The following is a 20556-nucleotide window of genomic DNA, read 5'->3' on the forward strand; positions in this document are numbered from 1 at the left end:
ACGTGGCACGCAAGGCGGCGGTCACCCCGGCACTGGCACCGTCCGGTGAAGCATCGCTTGCGATGCTTGCCGGCGTCGGTCCGGCCGTGGCCGCCAAGCTGCAGGCGCGTGGCCTGGCCACCCTGCAGGATCTGTGGCTGCACCTGCCGCTGCGCTATGAAGACCGCACCCGGCTGACCCGCATCGAAGACCTGCGCAACGGCATTCCGGCGCAGGTGGAAGTGCGGGTGGTCGCCGTCGAGCGCGGCATGCGCTACCGGCCGATGCTGAAGGTGGCGGTGGAGGACGAAGGGCAGGGCACTCTGGTGCTGCGCTTCTTCCATTTCCGCCAGCAGCAGGTCGGCCAGTTCGCGGTCGGCAACCGGCTGCGCTGCTTCGGTACGCCCAAGCCGGGGCACCTGGGGTTGGAGATCGTCCATCCCAGTTACCAGGTGCTGGGGCGCAATGACGATCCCGATCTCGGCGACCGCCTCGACCCGGTGTATCCCACCGTCGAAGGCGTCGGCCCGATGACGATGCGCAAGCTGATCGGCCAGGCACTTGATCGCCTTCCGGAAGAAAGCACGCTGGAACTGTTGCCGACAGGCTGGCTCGATGGCCTCGGCCTGCCATCACTGCGAAGTGCGCTGCTGACCGTTCATCAGCCGCCGCCGGATGCAGACCTGGCCGCGCTCGCTGCCGGCACCCATCCGGCGCAGCGCCGGCTGGCGATGGAAGAACTGCTGGCCCACCACCTCAGCCTGCGTCGCCAGCGCATTGCGCTGCAGGCGCATCACGCGCCGCCGCTGGCCGGCCCCGGCAAGCTGGCCAAGGCGCTGCTGAAGCAGCTGCCATTCGCACTGACCGGTGCGCAGGCGCGCGTGTTCAAGCAGATCCGCGAAGACCTCGCGCGCCCCAGCCCGATGCTGCGGCTGGTGCAGGGCGATGTCGGCTCGGGCAAGACCGTGGTGGCCGCGTTGGCGGCGATGCTGGCGGTGGAGCAGGGCAAGCAGGTTGCACTGGCTGCCCCCACCGAACTGCTGGCCGAGCAACATCTGAACAACCTGCGCGGCTGGCTGGAGCCGTTGGGCGTGCGCATTGCCTGGCTGGCCGGCAAGGTCACCGGCAAGGCGCGCGCGAAGGTGATGGAACAGGTCGCCAACGGCGAAGCGCAGGTGGTGGTGGGTACCCACGCGCTGATGCAGGAAGCGGTGGTGTTCCAGGATCTGGCCCTGGCCATCGTCGATGAGCAGCATCGCTTCGGCGTGCACCAGCGGCTTGCGCTGCGCGACAAGGGCAAGGGCGGCAACAACGTGCCACACCAGCTGGTGATGACCGCCACGCCGATTCCGCGCACGCTGGCGATGTCCGAGTATGCCGATCTGGATGTATCGGCCATCGACGAACTGCCGCCGGGCCGCACGCCGGTGCAGACCGTTGCACTCAACAATGATCGTCGCCCCGAACTGATCGAGCGCATCGCCCTGGCATGCCAGGAAGGGCGGCAGGTCTATTGGGTATGCACGCTCATCGAAGAAAGCGAAGAGCTGGATGCCACGCCCGCGCAGGCCACCTACGAATCGCTGCAGGCGCTGCTGCCTGGCGTGCGCGTGGGGCTGGTGCATGGCCGGCTGAAAGCGGCCGAGAAACTGGCGACGATGGTCGCGTTCAAGGCGGGTGACATTGACCTGCTGGTCGCCACCACCGTGATCGAAGTCGGCGTGGATGTACCCAACGCTTCACTGATGGTGATCGAGAATGCCGAGCGCCTGGGTCTGGCCCAGCTGCACCAGCTGCGCGGCCGCGTCGGCCGTGGTTCGGCGGTGTCGCGCTGCGTGCTGCTGTATCAAGCGCCGCTTTCGCAGATGGCGCGCGAACGCCTGCAGACCATGCGCGAGACCAACGACGGTTTCGTCATCGCCGAGAAGGATCTGGAACTGCGCGGTCCGGGCGAACTGCTGGGCACCCGCCAGACCGGTCTGGCCGGTTTCCGCATCGCCGATCTTGCGCGCGATGCGGGCCTGCTGCCGGGTGTGCATGAGTTGGCCGAACGCCTGCTGGCGCAGCAACCGGCGCTTGCAGATCGCGTGGTGCAGCGCTGGATCGGCACCGCCGTGCGTTACGCCTCGGCCTGACCGGTTGGGGGCGGATCCCCTTGCCGAGCAAAGGGCTCTGACCCCGCAAGGGCCAGGACATCCGCCGCGGACTGGTAGAGCCGAGCCCATGCTCGGCTGCTGTTCGCGCTGCGCGCGTGAGTCGAGCATGGCTCGACTCCACAACAGCCTATCCACGCATGGCGTGGATCTACTGGGCATTTGCTAGACGGCCGGCAACTGCGTACCCATGTATTCGGACAAACCACGGCAGGCCAGCAGCAGTCCTTCGCGGATGTCATCGCCTATCTGCTGCACTTCTTCGCCGTCCACGCGCACGCGCTCACTGGCGTGCAGCATCTCCAGCAGCAGGATCAGCCCGGCATTGGCGCGGTCGATGCGGGCCAGCGCCACACGTTGGCCAGGTGTATGCCAGCGGCTCGGCCACGGCTGACCATCGGCACCTTCGCCCTGGCGGATGCGCTTGAGGCAACCCAGCAGGGTGAAGCCGTTGTCCGTAGGGCCGGTCGCAGGGGCGGACAGCGTGGTTTCCAGCGCCTGCGCCAGTTCATCGGGGATGCTGGCGGCGGCATCGCCCAGCGTGGCGAACAGGAAGGGATAGCGGGATGCGGTCATGTCGTCAGTCCTTGTGCGCAAGGCAAGAGGCCACCCACGCGAAGGCGAGGGTGGCGGACGGTGAGTGGTTCCAATACCGGTGACTACCTTGCGGACGCCGGCGGGCACGAGGCCCCCACGCACCGCCCGCCATAGAACGCACGGACGGATTGCCTGCCGGACGCCACGCAGAAACACGCGCGCAACGCCGGCAGGCAAGCGTAAACAACAAGGCAGTCAAACGGGATTGGAAGCCCGTGCCATCCGTTGTCGATGGCCTCTCATGATGTCCACGACAGCCCTCGTCGCTTCAATGAGAATCATTGGAAAAGTCGAAAACGCTGCAATTGCAGCGTGGCCCTGCAAGCGCAGGCCGATTACGTCATCTTTCCCGATCCCTCCGACATCCATCCACGCATGGCGTGGATCTACTGTGTCGACCAAGGTCGACACCTACCAACAGCTGCAGGGTCGACACCCACCAAGAGCAGGACGCCGTTCCGACAGATCGCAGAAAACTGTCGAAGGCGGGGTGGGTCCGGTTGCGGGGGCGTGAGCCGCATGGATGCGGCGACCGAGCTTACAGGGACGTACTTGCAGCGTCCCCCGCCACCGGACCCACCCCGCCATCCCAAGGAATCCCAGCTTTTGCCGTTGCCGTTGCTCCGGCCTCTGCGGGTGCAGGGCGCCGCCCTGCCGAACCCGAACCCCCATACTTGCAACGGTCATCTTCCCGGTCCACACTTCGTTGCCGATCTGAAGACGGCAACGATGACCAAGAAGATCCCGCTGTTGATCGATACCGACCCCGGTGTCGACGACGCACTGGCCCTGCTGATGGCCTTCGCCGATGAACGGCATGACGTGGTCGCCCTGACCATCGCCGCCGGCAACGTAGGCCTGCAGTACACCGTCCGCAACGCCCTCAAGCTCTGCGACATCGTCGGCCGCGCCGACGTGCCGGTGTTTGCCGGCAGCCCCGATCCGCTGCTGCATCCGTCCGTTGACGCCGCCCACGTGCATGGCCGTGACGGCTATGGCGACGTGGACCTGCCGCCGCCCAGCCGCCAGGCCGACGCCGAGCACGCAGCGCTGGCGATCCTGCGTTTGTCGCACCAGCATGCCGGCGAACTGATGCTGGTGATGCTCGGCCCGCTGACCAACCTGGCGCTGGCGCTGAAGCTTGACCCGACGCTGCCCCAGCGCATCAAGCGCATCGTGGTGATGGGTGGCGCAGTCACCTGCCACGGCAACATCACCCCCGCTGCCGAATTCAACATCGCCTTCGATCCGGAAGCCGCGCATGTGGTGTTCACCGCGTTCCCGCACCTGCTGGTGTCGGACTGGGAAGCCACCGTTGCCCACGGCCTGCCGCTGGCCGAAGCCGAGCAGTGGCTGGGCGCCGATTCCGATCGCGCGCGCTTCTACGAGCTGATTTCGCGCAAGACCCGTGGCCTGTCCGAAGACAGCAAGGGCGGGCGCTGGTACACCGCCGATGCGCTGGCCATGGCCTGGGCGCTGAACCCGGAAGGGCAGCTGCAGGTCGAGTCGCGGCCGCTGAATGTGGAGCTGAACGGTACGTTCAGCCGTGGCGCCACCATCGTCGACTGGAACCGCCAGACCGGCCAGCCGGACAACTGCGATCTGCTGATGGCCTACGACCAGGGGCGTTTCGAGGCCCTGGTACGCCAGGCCCTGGGTGCGGACTGAGATCCGCCCCGCGCACTGGTTGCCCCGGGCGGCAACCAGTGCTTATAATGCCGCTCTTGACCACCAGCCCATTTACGGTGTGAGCCCATGAAGGCCGATATCCATCCGAACTACCGCGACGTCGTCTTCCATGACGTCACCTCCGATTTCAAGATCCTGACCCGCTCGACCATGGCGACGAAGGAAACCATCAAGTGGGAAGACGGCAACGACTACCCGCTGGTGAAGGTTGAAATTTCCTCGGCTTCGCATCCGTTCTACACGGGCAAGCACAAGGTCATCGACACCTCGGGCCGTATCGACAAGTTCCAGAAGCGCTACGCGCGCTGATACGTCGTACCCGGTTCGAACCGACGGCCGCGCTCTGCGCGGCCGTTTGTTTTTGTCCGGCGCCTGCCCAACGGGCGTTTGGATGGACGGAACACTGCGTCCTTGTGACAACGCGTTTGCCGATCCCGGCCGCTCGCTGGCAGGCTGTCGGCTGCCTGTCGTCTACGACTTCTGTCTAGCGCCCGGCAAATGCTGCTGTGCGATAATGACCTGATCCCCGGCACAGGCCGAGGACGTCATTCACGTGCCTGACCAATGCGCTTGGGCAGGCGCCTTCCCATGAAGGAGCGCACACAGTGTCCGATCTTGATCAGGTCACGCTCAACGCCGGCGATAAGTCGGTCGTTCTGCCCGTCATCAAACCCACCCTCGGCAACGACTGCGTCGACATCGCGAAGCTGACCAAGGAAACGGGGTATTTCACCTACGATTCCGGTTTCACCGCGACGGCCAGCTGCAAGTCCGCCATCACCTACATCGACGGCGACAAGGGCGTGCTGCTGTATCGCGGCTACCCGATCGAGCAGCTGTCGGAGAAGTCGAGCTACGTCGAAGTGGCCTACCTGCTGATCAACGGCGAGCGCCCGAGCGCCGAGCAGCTGAAGGCCTTCACCGACGAGCTGGCGGCCGAAGCCAACGTCGATGCGTCGATCAACACCCTGATCGGCAGCTTCGCCAAGGATGCCCATCCGATGGCCATCCTGACCGCCGCCATCGCGCAGCTGTCGGGCATCTACCACGCCTCGCTGGACCTGTCCGACGCCGAACAGCGCCGCCAGGCCGCCGTGCGCCTGATCGCCAAGGTGCCGACCCTGTCGGCGCTGATCTACCGCCACGGCAAGGGCCTGCCGGCCAACAAGCCGGACACCTCGCTGGACTACGTCAGCCGCTTCCTGAAGCAGACCTTCGAGTCGGCCGATGGCAAGTACGAACTGAACCAGGACGTGGTCAAGGCGCTGGACCTGCTGTTCATCCTGCACGCCGACCATGAGCAGAACGCGTCGACCTCGACCGTGCGCCTGGTCGGTTCGACCGGTGCCAACCCGTACGCGTCGGTCGCCGCTGGCGTCACCGCGCTGTGGGGTCCGGCCCACGGCGGTGCCAACGAAGCCGTGCTGAAGATGCTGGAAGAGATCGGTTCGGCCGACAACGTCGAATCGGCCGTGCTCAAGGCCAAGGACAAGACCTCCGGCTTCCGCCTGATGGGCTTCGGCCACCGCGTGTACAAGAACTTCGATCCGCGCGCGAAGGTCATCGGTGAGATGACCGGCAAGGTGCTCAAGCAGCTGGGCGTGCAGGATCCGCTGCTGGACGTGGCCGTGAAGCTGGAACAGGCCGCGCTGCAGGACGAGTACTTCGTCGCCCGCAAGCTGTACCCGAACGTCGATTTCTACAGCGGCATCATCTACAAGGCGCTGCAGATCCCGACCGAAATGTTCACCGTCATGTTCGCCCTGGGCCGTACTTCCGGCTGGGTCTCGCATTGGCTGGAACAGCAGGTCGACCCGGAAATGAAGATCGGCCGTCCGCGCCAGGTCTACACCGGTCACGACGTGCGCGACTACCAGGGCTGATCGCTCTGCGTAGTTTGTGCTGAAGACGCCCCGCGATTGCGGGGCGTTTTTTTTTGCTTCTGGTAGATGCCAACCTTGGTTGGCAAGCTTGGGACATCCGCAGAAAACCATCCACGCATGGCGTGGATCTACTGCGCCCCGGCTGTTGGCACGATGTCCGCCACGCCAAGGGCGCGTGATTCAAGGGTCTCATCAGCTTCACAAGCGCTCGCGCAGCCTCAGGACACCAACTGCACCCGCAGCACCTGATACGGAGCGTTCGACCCCATGAGTACCCGATTCGACCCACCCGAGCGCGGCCCGCTTGGTCCCGACGTTGCCACTGTCGTCACCACCCCCATCGTGCCGCCCACCAGCGAAAGCGCGGTCTCCTGGGGCGCCATTTTCGCCGGCGCCGTTGCCGCCGCTGCACTCTCCCTCATCCTGCTCATCCTGGGTGTAGGCCTTGGTCTGTCCTCGGTATCGCCGTGGTCGTTCGAGGGCGTTTCCAAGGAAACCTTCGGCTGGACCAGCGTCGCGTGGCTCACCTTCACCGCGCTGGCCGCTTCCGGTCTGGGCGGCTATCTGGCTGGCCGCCTGCGCACCAAGTGGACGCAGATCCACGGCGATGAAACCTACTTCCGCGATACCGCGCACGGCTTTGTGTCCTGGGCCGTGGCCACGCTGCTCACTGCCGGTCTGCTGACCTCGGCCATCGGTGGCGTGCTGGGCGCCGGCGCAAAGGTGGCCGGTGCCACCGCAGGCGCCGCGGTCTCCACTGCAGGCGTTGCTGCTGCCGGTGTCGGCACGGCGGCTGCCGGCGGTCAGGAAGGCGACCTCAACTACTGGGTGGATTCGCTGTTCCGCAACGCCACCCCGCCGGGCCCGGACGCCGCCGGTGCACCTCCGGCTCCGCCGGCACCGGGCGCAGCACCGGGCAATGGCCCGATGGACCCTGCCGCACCGCCGCCGCCTGCCGCCAGCGTTGGCCCACGTGACGCGCGCACGGCCCCGCCGCCGCCACGTCCGATGCCGGGCAATGGCCCGATGGGTGACCGCCGCGAAGTCCGTGCCGAAGTGAACCGCATCATCGTCAACAGTCTGCAGGGAAATGGCCTGGACCCGGCCGATACCCAGTACCTGTCGCAGCTGATCGCGCGCGAGACGGGCATGAGCCCGGCCGAAGCGCAGGCCCGTGTGACCGACGTGCAGACCCGGATGCGTGCTGCACTGGAAAAGGCCAAGACCACCGCCAAGCAGGCTGCCGACGATGCCCGCAAGGCCACGGCGTATGCCGCGCTGTGGCTGTTCATCACCCTGCTGATCGGCGCGTTCTTCGCCAGCCTCAGCGCCACCTGGGGCGGCCGTCGCCGCGACCTCTAATTCGTATCTGATGCAAGGAGACCTGCCATGAAGACGCTTCTGCTCTGGTTCCTGGGCGTACCGATTCCGTTGTTGATCCTGTACGCGATCTTCTTCTGAGAGCGTGCTGTTGAGTAAGACCCATCAGGCCGCCGCAAGGCGGCCTGATGCCATCCGGTTGCGCATAAGCATGTGTAGCGTCGAGCCATGCTCGACCCATGCGCGAAGCGCGCACGGCAGCCAGACGCAGGCCTGGTGCTACGCCTCCGCGTACCGGCTCGGCGAACATCCCAGCACACGCCGGAAGGCCGCAGAAAACGCACTGGGGCTTGCATAGCCCAGGTCCAGCGCGACACGCGTCACCGCCTGGCCCTGTCCCAGCCGCTCGATGGCCACCAGCAGGCACACCTGTTGCCGCCACTCGGCAAAACCCACCCCGGTATCGGCGCGGAACAGGCGCGTGAACGTGCGCCGGCTCATGCCCGCGTCGGCGGCAACGTCATCAAGGCGGGCTGCCAGCGAGGGTGTATCGAACAGGGCACGACAGACACGTGCAAGGCGTGCATCGGCAGGTAGCGGTGCATGCAGGGAAAGGGCCGGCATCGATGCGATTTCCGCCACCAGCAACTGCATCACTTTGCCTGCACGCCCGTCTTCGTCGTACAGCGGAGGCAGGTCCACCGCCGCCTCCAGCAGCTGCTGCAGCAGCGCAGAGACCGCGTACACCCGGCAGTGCTCCGGCAGCGCCACTGCGTCGGCCGCCTCGGCGGAGAGAAAGGCGTTGAGCATCGTTACCGGCCCCCGCATGGTCATCTCATGCGCCAGGCCTGCAGGCACCCAGCAGGCGCGCCGTGGCGGAACCAGCCAGCGCCCCTGCGGCGTGGCCACACTGATGGTGCCGCGCGCTGCAAACGCGAACTGCCCGCGCCGGTGGGCATGGCGGGGAAACGTGAACTCGGCGTCGTAGTCGTTCGAGGTGACCACGACATCGCGTGGCAGGTCTTCGTAGGGGTCAAGCAGCGAGTCGCGCATGGCCCGGATTCTATAGCGATTGACCCGTCATCGACGGTGCCAGTGAGGTGCGCTGCCTAGCATCGGGGATTCCCCCAACCGCACTGGAATCCCATGGCCAATACCTTTCATCGCGTGGGGCACGGATCACACCCTGTCCTGGTCCTGCACGGCTGGTTCGGCGACGCGCATGCGTTCGAGCCGATCGAGCCCTGGCTGTCGCGCGACGACTTCAGCTACCTCTTCATGGACTGTCGTGGCTACGGCGGCATGCGCGATGCGGCCGGCGCGTACACCATCGACGAGATTGCATCCGACGCACTGGATCTGATGACTGCCCTCGGCCACGAACGCTTCAGCGTGGCAGGTCATTCGATGGGCGGCATGGCCATTGAACGCATGGCGGTGCTTGCGCCGGAACGGGTGCGCGGCATGGTGGCCATTGCGCCGGTGCCCTGCGGCGGCATTGCCTACGACGCCGCGACGCGAGGCCTGCTTGAAGCCGCAGCCGGGGACGTAAGCATCCGTCGGACCATCATCGATCGCAGTACCGGCGGACGGCTGCCGGCGCAATGGCTTGACTGGAAGGCTGCGTACTCGGCGGCACATGCTTCACCTGCGGCATTTGCCGCCTATCTTCCAGCGTGGGCGGATACCGATTTCAGCAATGAGATCGTCGGCACTCATCGGTTGAAGGTGCTGGTAGGTGGCCACGATCCCACCTTCAACCGTGCACTGATGGAGCGCACCTGTCTGCGCCGTTACCGGCAGGCCACGATGGAGGTTCTGGAGGAGGCCGGGCACTACCCGATGAACGAGACGCCGCTGGCCCTGGTGGCGGCCATGGAATCGTTCCTGAAAGACGCGTCGGGTCCGGAATGAATGGTTTTTGACATGGGATGTCGTTTTCACATCTTTTCGGAGTTATTGCATGGGCATCACATTCGAGGCGATAGAACCTGAAGGCACTCATCCCTGCATGGAGAACACCATGAACCGACGGCTCACCCTCGCGCTCTTTGCTACCTCCTTGAGCCTGCTCAGCGCTGGGGCCTTTGCCCAGTACACCGGCCCGGGCGCCACCAGTGCCGTCACCACGGTGGCCGAAGCACGCGACCAGCGTGACGACCAGCCGGTGGTGCTGCAGGGCACGCTGGTGGCCAAGATCGGACACGAGCGCTACCGCTTCAAGGACGCCACCGGCGAAATCGATGTGGAAATCGACGACAAGGATCTGCCCAGCCACCAGGCCGTCAGCGCGACCACCGTGGTGGAGCTGCACGGTGAAGTGGACACGCACCGCTTCAAGCCCACCGACATCGACGTGGATCATGTGCGGATCGTCAGCACGCGTTGAGGCGACGGCACGGCACACAGGCGACGAGCACGGCTCGACTCGGCAAAGTGCATGCCGCGCAATGAGGGTTGTTGCAAAGGCCGGATGAGGAAATTTGCATAACCCTCAAACATTGAACGCCTTCAAGGAATCTCCTTAACGTTCAGTTATTTAGGAAAGCTTGAATGGCCGGCGCGGGGTAGGCATACCTACCATTCTCTCGTCGGCCGCATCCACCTCTGCGGACGGCGCTTCCCTCCCTTTCTCCTTGGGGAGGGGAGCTTTCATATCCCCCTGTCCGAGAGAGACACACATGCACGCCATTCTGAAGAAGGCCACGCTCGCTGCAGCGTTGGCCACCGTTTCGCTGTCCGCCCATGCCTTCGACGCCGACATCAAGGTCTGGGCCAGCGTCGACCCGACCCTGGCCATGCTGAAGGCCGACGGCACCGCGCTCGATTCGGTGGTGAACCTGGTCCACAACCCGGTCAACGGCCTGGTGCCGTGGTCGCAGCAGGTGCGTATCTACTCCAACGATATCGACCAGGACATCGAAGTGCGCGTCGGCAGCGCGCCGCAGCTGCTGCACACCTCGGGCGCTGGCGCCCCGGTGCCGCTGACCGTCAGCCTCAACGGCAAGGCATTGACCGTGGCCGCGCAGGACTTCCTTGCCTCCGACCTGTTCGATGGCGCGCTGCCGGGCGCATCGATTCCGATGCCGCTGCGTATCGCGCAGACCAACCAGGCGCCGATCACTGCCGGTGGCCAGTACGAAGGCATCGTCACCATCGCCATGCAGCAGAAGACCACCAGCCCGTAAGGCGCCCGCGCCGGCCCGCATGCCGGGCCGGCCGCTTCCGGTAACACCCCCATGAAATCTCCCGCACCCGCCGTCACCCGGCTGGCGGTCGCGCTCGCCCTGTCGTTGGCCACGCCCCTGGTCGCGGCGCGCGGCGTTCCTGCCGGTTTCGAGGATCTGGTCGAAGGCCAGACCGAACAACTTGAGGTGCGCCTGTTCGGTCGTTCGACCGGGCTGGTGCCGGTGCGCGTGACCCTGGAACACGTGCAGCTGGAGGCCCCGGCCGAGGCGCTGCAGGCATTGCAGCTGCCCGCCGAGTCACAGGCCGCGTTGTTGCCAGCACTGTCACAGCCGCTGCCGCGCAACAGTCACCTGGCCTGCCGCTACGGTGGCGCCAGCGCCGGTTGCGGGTACATCGATCCCCCCGAGGAGCCCACCGCCGTGCGCGCGCTGTATGACGAAGGCGAGGGCGCCGTGCGCCTGTTCGTCGCCCGCCAATGGATTCCCGGCGAACCGGCCGCCGAGCGTTACCACGAGGTCAGCGCCAATGCCGAAAACGCCTTTCTGCACCAGCACACGTTCAATGTCAGTGGCGGTCGTGGCTACCAGTCGCTGGCCGCACAGGGCATGGGCGCGCTGGGCGTGTTCCAGCGCGGGCACCTGTCCGCCGACTGGACCTTCAGCCAGCAGCACTACCGCGGTGGCCGTGCCCGCCGTGATTTCCAGCTGGACAACACCTACTACCGTCATGACCTGGGGCAGCAGCACTACCTGCAGGCCGGGCGCATGGACCGCCGCAACCTGAGCAGCCCGCAGGGCGGCACCTTCAGTTTCAGCATGCTGCCGATGGACCGCTTCCAGGGCCTGCGCCTGGGCACCACGCAGGCCTACGTGGATTCCGCCGCCGCCGTACAGGCCACGCCGCTCACCGTGCTGCTGGCACGCGATGCACGCGTGGATGCCTTCGACGGCGAGCGCCTGCTGCAGACCTTCTACCTGCAGGCGGGCATCAACCAGCTCGACACGCGCCGGTTCCCGCTGGGCAACTACACCATCACCCTGCGCATCTACGAAGACGGCGTGCTGGTGCGCAGCGAGGACGCGCCGTTCGACAAGGGCGGCGACTGGACCGACAGCAGCGTGCAGTGGTTCCTGCAGGGTGGCCGCCGCAACGAGCGCCGCAGCGACCGCTTCGACGGCGAGCTGGCGGCGATGGGCGGCGTGCGCGTGCCGATGTCGCGCAACGTGGCGGTGACGGCCGGCCTCGCCGACCTGGGCGGTTTCAGCTATGGCGAACTGCGGCTGGACCTGCGCCATGTGTTCGCCACCCAGGAGATCCGCGGCACGTTCAGCGGCATGCACGGCAGTGATGGCAGCCGTGGCCAGCAGCATCAGCTTTCGTATCGTCGCCGCGCCTCGTGGAATGTGTACCACCAGCGCATGCGTGGCCGCGCCTGCCAGTTCGAGGACGATGCGCGCGACCGGCTCGGTTGTGCTGATTCGCTCAGCGCCTCGATGGCGCTGCCGGTGGCCGGCGGCAATGCCTATCTGGCCTACACCCGTCGCCAGACCTGGCGCGCAGGCACCGTGCAGCCGGGGCTGGGGGATGATCCGCTGGCCGGGCTCGACCCGCTGTTGCCGCCGTGGATTCCACAGCCCACGCGCGTGCCGCAGCTCAGCCACACCTGGCAGGCCAGCTACAGCCGCAGCCAGCGCTGGGGCGAGTTCAGTGTCTCCAGCCGCATCGGCGTGTGGCACCAGACCAGTGGCGGCGGCCTGCGCGATGGTCGTGACCGCGGCATCTATTTCAACGTCAGCCTCAACCGCCTGCAGCGCGGTGATCGCGGCAGTTCGCAGCGGCGTTACGGTGTGGACGTGCGCCAGCCGCAGCACGCGCGGCCTGACGTCAACTACAGCGCCGGCCAGACCCTGCGCCAGGAATACGAAGACCAGTACCGCGAAGTGTCCGGCGAACTACGCGGCAACAACAACGAACGCTACAGCGCCACGCTGAGCGGGCAGCTGCAGAACCGCATCGGCCAGACCGGCGCTACGGTCTCGCGCTATCAGCACCAGGGTGGCAATGAGGTGGCGTACAGCGCCACGCACAGTTCCGGCCTGGCCATCGGCTCGCGCGGGCTGTACTGGGGCGCAGGCGTGGGCGCCGATGCCGGGCTGGCGGTGCAGGTGGATGGCACCGACGACCTGGACCTGACCGGCGTGGCCGCCGAACTGCAGGTAGGCGGGCTGCGCCGACAGCGCCTGAAGCTGGGCGAACGTCGCCTGCTGCCGATTTCCGCCTACCAATCGCACCGCGCCGAGGTGCAGGACGCCAGCGCACTGGACAGCATCGCGGCCGTGCGCGTGAGCGGTGTGGGCGGGGCGCGCCCGCTGTTCCTCTCGCCTGGGCGCCTGGTGCGCATGCCGGTGCCGATTGAAGTGACCTACACCTTCATCGGCAACGCCCACGACATCGCCGGAGCACCGCTGCGCGGCGCCCGCATTCTCAACGCGCCGGTGCCCGGCACCGGCAGCAATGGAGGCTTCGTGGCCGACTTTCCACGACGCGAGAAGACCCTGTACCTGCTGCAGGACGACCGGCTGCTGCACTGTCCGCTGCAGGTGCGCGAGCGACGCAGCGTGGTGATGCTGGTGGGCACCGTGCAGTGCGAGCCATTGGCCGTGGCGCAGCTGCCGGCCGACATCCGCCATCAGGCACGGGTGACGCGACTGCTGCAGGAGCAGGCATTGATTGCCGCCACGCCGCAGACCGCGGCCGCGGGAGGTGCGCAGTGAGCCGGCGCGTGTGGTGGGTGATGGCGGTGCTGTGTGCGCTGGTCGTGTTGGCGCCAAGGGCGATGGCGCAGCGACCGCCTGATCAAGATCCGATTGATATCAGTCAGGACATCAGCATGGCTTGGGACCGCTCATCGATACCAGGCGACATCGAACTGCTGCCACGGCGGACGCTCCTAGCCTACGAGAGGGCGCTGACTCTGTCATATGGGCAGCTATACATGACGTGCTCCTCAAACTCTAACTCGTCTTCAGGAAGATGCCCGGAGTCAGATACGGGGGAACTGCCGTCAGGGAAGAGTAGTGCGATTCCGCTTCGCTTCACTGAGCAGCGGAGTGGAATGGAGATTGATGTCGAAGCGCGTGGCGACCTGTTTCGCATTGCAGCAACTCCTGCATGTGAGTCGGACTACTGGGCCACGACACCCAGGCCACTATGGTCTTCAAGTGCTCCAGAGTGCAACTTCCTGATGCCCGCAGGAACTGGCGCCGAAATTCGCATACCGGCATCCGAACTGGAGAAGTTGGTTGCGGGTCGATGGACGGCACGTCTGGTACTTGCGTTAAGGAAACCTCCACATCAGCAGCTCGCGACCTACTCGTTCAAGTTCGACTTCACCATCACCGACTACAACGCAGTCTCCATCTACTTCCCGCTCTTCGATCAGGTTACTCCACACGTCGGCCTGAACCTGCAGTACGACCCGCTTGCACAGACCGTCGGCGGCCGAACCCAACTCGACATGTGCCTGTATGACGGACTGGGCTCGCAGAGCCAGTACCTGGGCGTCACCGTGCGCGACAGTGGACCACGCCCCCCAGGACCGTCGGGCTACTCGGTCTGGCACACCGATGGTGGCAGCGATGCCACGCAGCGCGTGGACTACACCGTCACCCTCGATCACAACGGCAGCGCTCTGCCCATGCGCAACGGCGTGGAGCAGCAGCTGCACGGCATCGACACCGCAAAGCTGCGCCTGGTGCTGCTGCCCGGCATGACCCAGCCGGTGTTCTGCGTGCCCACGCCACTGGTGCTGGAAACCCCTCGCGTGCCGGTCAGCAGCAAGCGCCCCGGCTACTACGACGGCGATCTCAAGGTGGAACTGCGCGTTCCCACTGCCACGCCCTGATTCCCACGGAGCCCCCGATGAAGCCTCTCATTCGCTGCCTGCTTCCCTTGTCGCTGCTGATGGCGGTGCCTGCCCACGCCAACCTCACGGTGCATCCAATGCGCACGTCGGTGGACGTGAAGAAGGGCGCACAGATCCGCATCTATTCGCAGTCCACCCAGCCGCAGTACGTGCAGGCCTCGATCAAGCGCATCGTCGACCCGGCCGGTGCAGAAGAACACGAGGTTGAGGTCGAGCCTGGCGAAGCAGCCATCGCCATCACGCCCGGCAAGTTCGCGCTGGCCGGTGGTGGCAATCGACTGATCCGGGTGATTCCGCTGCAGCCGGTCGAAAAGGAAACCGCCTACCGCGTCTACTTCGAAGGCGTGCGTGGCCCCGAAGGCGTTGAGCACGCAGGCGAGGGTGAGCGCGCACAGGCCAATGTCGGCGTCAGCCTGGTCTGGGGCGCGCTGGTCAATGTGCTGCCCGCGCAGCCGGCCATGGCGATGCAGGTGGAAGGAAACCGCCTGCGCAACACCGGCACGGTGCGTGTCGGCATCACCAGCATTGCTGATTGCGATGGCGCGCGCTGCACCGCGCACGACGTGTCGCAAAGCCTGTATCCCGGCAGTGCATTGGAACTGCCTTTCCCCGTGCAGCCCGGGCACACGCTGCAACTGCGTTACCGCCTCACCCGCGATGGTCATCGCGAACACGTACAGACCCTGGCGCCCAGCGCCGGGTGATCACCAGCCCCGCCGGGTTCTCTGGTGGGGCATCTCTTCGCACCCTCAGTTAAGGAGATTCAATGAATCGCATATATCGTCGTCTGTGGAATCGAGCCCGGCAGTGCTGGGTAGTGGCCAGCGAACTTACCTCCTCACGTTGCCGGTTGTCGCAGTCTGGGCCGCGGACAAGCGCTCTTCTGCTGATGATGTTGGCGTCGCCCGTCATGGCAGATGAAGCGACTGCTGACGGGGACGAGGCATGGTCACAGTGGCTGATGCTGAACTCGCTAGCACACACGGGCTGGTCGCCGCTCTCGAATACTGGGGTGCAGGGCGTAATCAAGGGGCAGGTGTATGGCAACACGACGGCCAGCAACTGGAGCATTGTGACCGCAGCTGAAACAATGGCACTAGGGGGCGAGGCGGGTGCAAACGGCTATGGCAGCTTGGCGGCGGGGATCAAGAGCCGCGCCAACGGAAAGCACGGCGTAACTCTGGGAAACTTCGCCGAGGGACACGGTGATAACAGTACTTCGATCGGATTCAGTGCAAGGGTGATTAACGGAGGCTACGGTACGGCTGTTGGTGCCATGACCGAAGCTAAGGGAACTGGTGCCACTGCGCTGGGAAACAATGCCAAGGCTCGCACCGAGAACTCCATTGCCGTGGGAAGTGGGTCCATGACTGACGCCGGGGCAGGCATCTCAAAGATTGCTATCGGCGGCAATGCGTACGCAGGAACCGGCGGATTCACCGGCGCGATCGCAATCGGTGGTGAATCCAACTCCGGCTACGACGGGGTGGCGCTCGGCTACGGTGCGAAGGCCGAGAAATCCGGCAGCCTTGCATTGGGATCCCATTCGTTGGCCAGTGAATCCAATACCGTCTCGGTGGGCAATGGCAGCACCAAGCGGCGTATCGTGAATGTGGCCGATGCACGCCTGTCGACAACCAGTACTGACGCGGTGACAGGCAAGCAGTTGAATGCCACGAACACGAATGTAGCCAGCGCGCAGACGGCCGCCGCCGCGGCGAAGACCGCCGCCACCGCCGCCCAGTCCACGGCCAATACGGCAAACACCAACGCCACCACAGCACTGAACAAGGCCAATGCAGTCAGCGGCCTGGTCAGCCAGGTATCGGCCAGCGGCAATGTACGCCTGGGCGGTGAGAACACCGGCACCGTGCTGGACGTGCGCAACAAGTCCAATGCCAACCGCCGGCTCACCGGGCTGGCAGATGCCGCGCTGACCACCTCCAGTACCGAGGCGGTCACGGGCAAGCAGCTCACTGCAACCAACGCCAATGTCAGCAAGGCGCAGGTAGCGGCTGATGCAGTGACTGCGCGGCTGAATGCCAGTGCCGTGGCACTGGGCGCGGGCGCTGTGGCAGAGCAGGTGAGCTATGGCATCAGCACGGCACTGGGCAACAACGCCAAGGCCTACAACGGCAAGAGCGTCGCCATGGGCGCGGACGCTCGCGCGACGGTGGATGACGCGGGCAACAAGATCAGTGGCAACGGAGGGGTGTCGATCGGTGCTGGCACCCGCAGCGGCAACGGTGCGGTGGCGCTTGGGCTGGATGCTGTCGCAACGGGTGATCGAGGTGTTGCCGTCGGTCATGAGGCGTCCGGCAAAGGCACGCACGCAACGGCTCTAGGCTTCCAGAGCAACGCGTCGGCCAACCAGGCCACGGCCGTTGGGCGCGGAGCCGTTGCCAGCAGCCTGTATGCCTCGGCCGTAGGCAATCAGGCGAGTGCCACGGCGCAGAGCGCATTGGCCCTCGGTGATCGCGCCAGTGCGACACATGCGGGCGCGGTTGCGCTCGGCAATGGCTCAGCCACGACTGCAACCGATCAGGTCTCGGTGGGCAACGGCTCGTTGAAGCGCAAAGTGGTCAACGTGGCCGATGGCGCCTTGAGTACGTCCAGCAGTGAAGCGGTGACTGGCAAGCAGCTGCATGCCACCAATACCAGCATGGCGGCGGTGAAGGTGACTGCAGACGGCGCGCAGGCGCGGGTGGCGGTACTGGATGGCCTGGTGGGGCAGGTGTCGGCAAGCGGCAACGTGCGGCTGGGCGCAGACAACACCGGCACCGTCGTCGACGTTGCCAACAAGGCCGGTACCAAGCGCAGGCTGCAGAATCTTGCCAATGGCGTGCTCAGCACGTCCAGCACGGATGCAGTGACCGGGCAGCAGCTCAATGCCACCAACAGCGAAGTGACCAGCGTGCGCACGACGGCAACTGCAGCGAAGACAGCGGCCGACGCCGCCCGTGGCGTGGCCGATGGCGCTGTGCAGAAGGCTGATGCCTTGGGCGGACTAGTGGGTCAGGTATCTGCCAGTGGCAATGTCCGCCTGGGTGCAGAAAACACTGGGACCATCGTGGATGTCGCGAACAAGAGCGGTGGCAAGCGACGCATCTACAACATCGCCAACGGCACGCTTGGCGCGGGCAGCACGGATGCGGTGACCGGGCAGCAGCTGTTTGCAACCAACGCCTTGGTGGAGACGCAGCGACAGGCCTTGGCCGGGCATGCGCAGCAGCTGACGGATCACGACGGACGTATCGCTGACAACCGGGTCGAGGTCGATGCGCTGCGTGCGGACTTCGACAACTTCGATCCGGATCTGGATGGTGTGGTGAAGTTCAGTGCTGACCGCCGGTTGGTGGACATGGAGGGCGCCCGCGTATCGGGTGTGGCCGCGGGGGATATCAGTTCTGCGACCAGTACGGATGCGGTGAATGGTGGGCAGTTGTTTGCTACGAACCAGAAGATCTCGGCACTGGAAGGGGCCGGTAGGTTCATTGCTGTAGGTGCTGGTGGCGATCAGGAGAAGGCGTCGGCGGGAAGATTCTCTGTAGCCATCGGAGATTCTGCATCGGCGTCCGTCTCTGGTGAGGGAGGAGTCGCGGTTGGGGGCTACGCCGTTGCGGGTGGTACCAACTCTGTCGCAATAGGGCGAGCTGCTTCGGTTCGTGACGGTGCGACCGGCGCCTTCGCACTCGGAGTCAGGTCATTGGTGGAGGCTGAAGGGGGGCTTGCAGTTGGTGCTGAAAGCCGCGTGCAGTATGGGGCGCTTGACAGCGTGGCTATTGGTAGCCGCTCCTTGGCGTCGGAAGAGTTTACTGTTTCATTCGGTCATGACGATCTTCAGCGTCGGCTTGTTAACGTCGGTAGAGGCATCGGCGATTCCGATGCAGTGACCATCAGCCAGCTTGCCGAATCCGTATCAGGGCTGGGTGGTGGCGCAGGTCTGGATGGGAATGGATCTTTCATCTCCCCGACCTATGGCGTACAGGGCAGTACGCAGAATAATGTCGGAGACGCCCTCGCTGCACTCGACGGTGCAGTGGTCAGGTCAGATAGTCGTGTAGAGAGCATCGAAGGCCAGTTGCGCGCGACGTTCCAGCAGTCACCCTCGATCCGGGCGGATGGAGTTGGGCAGCTGAATCTGGCAGGCGCGCAAGGCATGGTTCTGTCGAATCTGGCCGATGGGCGTATTGCCGCAGGTAGCCGTGATGCGGTGACGGGTAGTCAGCTGTACGGAGCGAAGCAGGAGATCGCGCGGAACAGGAGTGATCTCGACGCACTCCGCGACGCAGCAAACTCCGACGTTGCCGTTGCCGTTGCCGCCAGCGCTGGTGGCGTAATCGACTTCGGTGGCGCGAACCTTACAGGTGTAGCCGATGGGAGGCTGTTGCCCGAGGGCAAGGATGTTGTGAACGGGGGGCAGTTGTATGCAACCAATTCCAGAGTCGTAAGTTTGGAAGAGCGCACAGAAATGCTAGCGGTCGGATCGGAACTGCATAGGGAGCGCGCTGAGGCGGGAATCTACGGTGTTGCTCTCGGTAATGGCGCTCAGGCTTCGATGGATTCTGAAGGTGGGACTGCAGTTGGCAGCTATACAAGCGCGCTAGGGAAGAACTCTGTTGCCCTGGGGCGTGGCGCGTATGTCAGTTCTTTCGCGGAAAACGGATATGCGCTGGGCGCAGGTGCGAGAGTAGACCAGAGCGGGGGAGTTGCATTGGGAAGCTATGCAATCGTCACGGAGGATGCTTTGGAGTCCGTCGCTCTCGGCGCCTATTCATATGCTTCAGAAAGGGGAGTGATTTCCTTTGGCAATGATTCGCTCAAGCGTAGATTGACCAATGTCGCTCATGGGGTCGCTCAGCATGACGCAGCCACCATCGGCCAGCTCCGCGGCGCCCTATTCACACTCGGCGGAAACATCGACGCCAACGGCAACGTCACCACCCCCGGCTTCACCGTCCAGGGCCAGCACCAGAGCACCGTCAACGACGCACTCACCACGCTGGACTCCGCCGTAGTCACCACCGGCTCCCGCATGGACCGCGTCGAAACCCAGCTCCGCTCGGTCTTCCAGGAAGCCCCTTCCACGCGCAGCGACGGCACCCACCAGCTCACCCTGGCGGGCGCCAACGGCATGGTCATCTCCAACGTGGCCAACGGCCTGATTGCCGCCGGCAGCCGCGAGGCGGTCAACGGTGGCCAGCTGCACGCCGTGCAGCAGCAGCTCAATGGCCGCATGGATGGTCTGGAGCAGCGCGTGGATGGCCAGCCGCAGTCGCGTGCGGTGGCTACCGCTTCCGCTGCGCCGACCGAACAGGTCACGCCGACGCCGGAAGCCAGTGATTCGCCGCAGGTGGCCTCGGCAGGCGAGGGCACGTCGCCTACGCCGCAGCCGAAGTCGAAGCAGGACGACACGCCGTCGCCCGCGCCGCAGGTCGATACCGCTGAACTGGAGAAGATGCTGGCCCGCGCCAATGAGTACACCGATGGCGCCATCAGCAACTTCGAGCGTCGCCTGGACAAGATGGACAAGCGCTTCAACCGCATGGCGGCGATGAGCAGTGCGCAGACGGCCATGGCCATGAACACCGCTGGCCTGGCCACCTACAACCGCCTCGGCGCGGGCGTGGGCTACGCCGAGGGCGAGTCGGCCATGGCGGTGGGCTACCAGCGCGTACTCAACGACAAGGGCTCAGCCACCTTCAGCCTCAATGGTGCGTTCACTAACAGCGGTGAACGCACCATGGGCGTGGGTGTGGGCATCGGCTGGTAAGCCATGACGCCCCGGCGTGGTGCGCGTAACGAGCCCCGCCGCGCCGGG

Annotated in this window: 14 protein-coding genes; 12 read left to right on the forward strand and 2 right to left on the reverse strand. The window is 65.3% G+C overall.

Going from position 1 to position 20556, the window contains the following annotated elements; all coding sequences use genetic code 11:
* Nucleotides 1–2: 2 nt before the first annotated feature.
* Nucleotides 3–2114: an ATP-dependent DNA helicase RecG gene (gene recG, locus CR919_RS15755; RefSeq protein WP_099820814.1), complete on the forward strand. Its 2112-nt coding sequence runs from the start codon at nt 3–5 to the stop codon at nt 2112–2114.
* 183 nt (nt 2115–2297) lie between these two features.
* Here the strand turns inward: recG and CR919_RS15760 are convergent, their stop codons facing one another.
* On the reverse strand, nt 2298–2708 hold the full coding sequence (locus CR919_RS15760; protein WP_099820815.1) for a hypothetical protein: 411 nt from the start codon (nt 2706–2708) through the stop codon (nt 2298–2300).
* Nucleotides 2709–3458: 750 nt separating this feature from the next.
* On the opposite strand from CR919_RS15760, the gene CR919_RS15765 reads away from it, so the two are divergent.
* From CR919_RS15765 to CR919_RS15780, 4 genes are all read left to right on the forward strand, one after another.
* Nucleotides 3459–4397, forward strand: coding sequence for a nucleoside hydrolase (locus CR919_RS15765; RefSeq protein ID WP_099820816.1), 939 nt, complete (start codon nt 3459–3461; stop codon nt 4395–4397).
* Nucleotides 4398–4484: 87 nt separating this feature from the next.
* A complete protein-coding gene (locus CR919_RS15770; protein WP_010484049.1) occupies nt 4485–4727 on the forward strand; it encodes a type B 50S ribosomal protein L31 in 243 nt (80 codons plus the stop codon).
* Nucleotides 4728–5023: 296 nt separating this feature from the next.
* Nucleotides 5024–6301: a citrate synthase gene (locus tag CR919_RS15775; RefSeq protein WP_033831906.1), complete on the forward strand. Its 1278-nt coding sequence runs from the start codon at nt 5024–5026 to the stop codon at nt 6299–6301.
* A gap of 267 nt (nt 6302–6568) precedes the next feature.
* Nucleotides 6569–7663: a hypothetical protein gene (locus CR919_RS15780; RefSeq protein WP_099820817.1), complete on the forward strand. Its 1095-nt coding sequence runs from the start codon at nt 6569–6571 to the stop codon at nt 7661–7663.
* 237 nt (nt 7664–7900) lie between these two features.
* On the opposite strand, the gene CR919_RS15785 is transcribed toward CR919_RS15780, so the two are convergent.
* Nucleotides 7901–8674 carry a helix-turn-helix transcriptional regulator gene (locus tag CR919_RS15785; RefSeq protein ID WP_099820818.1) on the reverse strand — a complete coding sequence of 258 codons (774 nt, stop codon included), beginning with the start codon at nt 8672–8674 and terminating at the stop codon, nt 7901–7903.
* Between the two features lie 93 nt (nt 8675–8767).
* On the opposite strand from CR919_RS15785, the gene CR919_RS15790 reads away from it, so the two are divergent.
* The 7 genes from CR919_RS15790 (at nt 8768) to CR919_RS15820 (ending at nt 20508) form a co-directional block, all read left to right on the forward strand.
* The gene (locus CR919_RS15790) at nt 8768–9535 is read left to right on the forward strand and encodes an alpha/beta hydrolase (RefSeq protein WP_099820819.1); all 768 of its coding nucleotides are present in this window, start codon (nt 8768–8770) and stop codon (nt 9533–9535) included.
* Nucleotides 9536–9644: 109 nt separating this feature from the next.
* The gene (locus CR919_RS15795) at nt 9645–10010 is read left to right on the forward strand and encodes a NirD/YgiW/YdeI family stress tolerance protein (protein ID WP_099820899.1); all 366 of its coding nucleotides are present in this window, start codon (nt 9645–9647) and stop codon (nt 10008–10010) included.
* Nucleotides 10011–10302: 292 nt separating this feature from the next.
* The gene (locus CR919_RS15800) at nt 10303–10809 is read left to right on the forward strand and encodes a CS1 type fimbrial major subunit (protein WP_099820820.1); all 507 of its coding nucleotides are present in this window, start codon (nt 10303–10305) and stop codon (nt 10807–10809) included.
* A 51-nt stretch (nt 10810–10860) separates the two neighbouring features.
* On the forward strand, nt 10861–13584 hold the full coding sequence (locus CR919_RS15805) for a TcfC E-set like domain-containing protein (protein WP_099820821.1): 2724 nt from the start codon (nt 10861–10863) through the stop codon (nt 13582–13584).
* 221 nt (nt 13585–13805) lie between these two features.
* Entirely contained in the window at nt 13806–14714 is a 909-nt protein-coding gene (locus tag CR919_RS21440; protein WP_343124862.1) for a CfaE/CblD family pilus tip adhesin, read from the forward strand.
* 17 nt (nt 14715–14731) lie between these two features.
* Nucleotides 14732–15439 (forward strand): pilus assembly protein, encoded by a 708-nt coding sequence (locus tag CR919_RS15815; protein ID WP_099820822.1) that lies wholly within the window; start codon nt 14732–14734, stop codon nt 15437–15439.
* A 62-nt stretch (nt 15440–15501) separates the two neighbouring features.
* A complete protein-coding gene (locus CR919_RS15820; protein ID WP_099820823.1) occupies nt 15502–20508 on the forward strand; it encodes an ESPR-type extended signal peptide-containing protein in 5007 nt (1668 codons plus the stop codon).
* Nucleotides 20509–20556 lie beyond the last annotated feature (48 nt).

Origin of the sequence: Stenotrophomonas sp. LMG 10879 (assembly GCF_002750935.1) — a bacterium.
GTDB lineage: Bacteria > Pseudomonadota > Gammaproteobacteria > Xanthomonadales > Xanthomonadaceae > Stenotrophomonas > Stenotrophomonas lactitubi_B.